Below are 2507 nucleotides of genomic sequence, written 5' to 3' on the forward strand. Positions count from 1 at the left end.
AACTCATCGCGACGCCACCCGAGATACAGAGCGCCGTCGCCGACGGCCGGCTTCGGCGCACGCATGCCGCGGCATCGGCAGTCGCGCAGCAGATCGGCCCACGACTGGCCCGACTCCCGGTAGCTGTCGGTCGGCGCGACGAGCTCCTTGCGGCCGTCCGCGCGCACCCCGATCATCACGGCAGGCACAGTTTCTCCTGCTCCAGGCGTATTTTCAGGGGAATGCCGTCAACCCACAGGTACACGTAGTCCACGCTCGAGAGGTCGCGGCCGGCGAAGGCGCGGGCCTCGTCCTGCCACTGGCCGGCAAGTCGGGTGATCGACGACGCGGACAGGCCCGCGCCGGTGCCCAGGAACTGCTCCAACGCGGGGGCGAAATCGCCAGACGAAAGGCCGTGCAGGTACAACAGCGGCAGCACCTCGGTGATCTGCGGCGAGCGGCGCACCCACGCGGGCAGGATCGCCGAGGAAAACCGCCGCCGCTCCCCGCTTTCCGGGTCCACGCGCTTGTCGTTCACCCGCGGCGCCCGCACCTCGACCGCACCCGCGCTGGTCACCACGGTGCGCGGCCGGTGGTAGCCGTCGCGCACCACCAGTCGACGACCCTCCTCGTCGACCCGATCGGCGAACTGCTCCACATACGCCGCCACCTCGGCCTGCAACGCCGCCGCCAACATCTGACGCGCACCGTCACGCACGATCTCGTCGATCAACGACCGAAACCCCGCCTGCGACCCGACCGTGCCGCCGTCGGACTCCTCGCCGCCCTGGACTACCTCGAGCATGGGGACCTACCTTCCCGCCCGGCGTTGGCGCCCCAGGCTTGATCAAACCTGCGAGGCAGATCATCCGGGAAGGTACTCCCTCCCCGGTCACCCACAGGATTTGATCATTGCTCACGACGGGAAATAAAGACCGTGTCTCACGTCGATGATTTCGCCTTTGCCAGTTTCTTGTAGCCGGTCAGGGTCACTGCCAGAGTGAGGAAGGCGAGGAAGTGCACGGCTTTGCGGTCGTAGCGAATATTGAGCCGGTGGTAGCCGGTCAGCCACGATATCGTGCGCTCTATCACCCACCGGTTACGGCCGAGACGTTCGGAGGACTCGATACCTTTGCGGGCAATCCGTACGCCGATACCTCGATGGCGGACCCATCGGCGCAGCTCGGCAATATCGTATGCCTTGTTCGCGTGCTGTTTTCCCGGCTTGCGCCGCCGCGGCCCGCATCGCGACCGCACGGCCGGGATCGCCTGCACAAGGGGTTTGAGCGCCTCTGACGGGACCCCGTGGTTCGGTCCATCGGGTGTGAGAGCCGGTTTATCGGTGGATGCAGGTTGCAGCGTATCCGGACGGGGTTTGGTAGCCCAGTGCGGAATGTCTTCGATGGTGGTTGTATTCGTCCTTCCAGTCGCTGATCACGACCCTCGCCTGGGTCAGAGACCAGAAGCTGTTGATGTTGAGGCATTCGTCGCGCAGGCGACCGTTGAACGATTCGATGTAGCCATTGCGCCAGGGCTGACCAGGAGGGATGAACGCCGGACCGACCCGCTCACCGGCCCGGTCGGCCATGACCGCGGCCGCGAGTTCGGGCCCGTTGTCACAGCGCAGCGCCGCCGGATAGCCGCGCTCGACAGCGATGCGGTCGAGTTCGTCGATGAGCCGGTCGGCGGTGATCGAGCGCTCGACCAGGCCGCCGAGACATTCACGGGTGTGCTCGTCGACGATCGAGACGATCTTGACGGGGCGTCCGTCGTCAGTGGCGTCGAACTGGAAATCCACCGCCCATACCCGATTCGGCGCGTCCGCAGTGGTTGTGGTGGCGGTGGACGCGCCCAGGCGCTTGCGCCGGCGTCTTTGCGGCACCCGCAGTCCCTCGGCGCGCCAGAGTCGCTGGATTTTCTTGTGGTTGACCGTCCAGCCCTCGGCGCGTGCCTCGTGGTAAGCGCGGCGGAACCCCTGCCGCGGATGGTTCCTCGCCCATATCCGCAGCCAATCACGCAGTGCCGCATCGGGGTCCGACGGAGTCCGAGCGGCCGGGTGGCGCCGCTGGGTACTTCGGTGTTGCCCGGTGACCCGGCAGGCGAACCGTTCGCTCACCTCGAGCACGCGCACCAGATGTGCCACGGCCGCCCGCCGACGTTCCGGGTCTAGAAGTTTCCCTTGGCGATCTCCTTCAATGCCGCCTTCTCCAACTCTGCCTCTGCGAGAAGCCGTTTCAGGGTGGAGTTTTCGCGTTCGAGGTCTTTCAACCGCTTGGCGTCGTCGGCCTTCAACCCGCCGAACTGGTTGCGCCACCGGTAATAGGTGGCCTCGGTGATCTGCAGCGTCCGACACACCTCGGCGATGTCCCTGCCCTCGCCCAGCAGCCGGTCGGCCTCCCCAAGCTTGCGAACGACCTGTTCAGGGGTGTGCCTCTTGCGTGTCGCCATGGTCCTCGAGCCTTCCTGCCCACTTCGTGGGCCGCAAGGCTCTCACACGCCCCGGACCGAAATCACGGGGTCAGGTCAGG

The 2507-nt window shown here is 66.4% G+C and carries 1 protein-coding gene and 2 pseudogenes; all 3 read right to left on the reverse strand.

Annotation, left to right across the window (positions count from 1 at the left end; genetic code table 11):
- Positions 1-784, reverse strand: a pseudogene (locus ON20_RS26000) (transposase); the annotation flags it as partial.
- A 137-nt stretch (positions 785-921) separates the two neighbouring features.
- A pseudogene (locus tag ON20_RS26005) lies at positions 922-1275 on the reverse strand (transposase); the annotation flags it as partial.
- A 40-nt stretch (positions 1276-1315) separates the two neighbouring features.
- Positions 1316-2427, reverse strand: a protein-coding gene (locus ON20_RS26010; protein ID WP_086009078.1) for an IS3 family transposase whose coding sequence is annotated in 2 segments (ribosomal slippage) — positions 1316-2160 and positions 2160-2427 — 1113 coding nt in all. Because the reading frame shifts where the segments join, the coding sequence is not laid out codon by codon here.
- Positions 2428-2507: the final 80 nt, after the last annotated feature.

The organism is Nocardia brevicatena NBRC 12119 (genome assembly GCF_000308495.1).
Taxonomy (GTDB): Bacteria; Actinomycetota; Actinomycetes; order Mycobacteriales; family Mycobacteriaceae; genus Nocardia; species Nocardia brevicatena.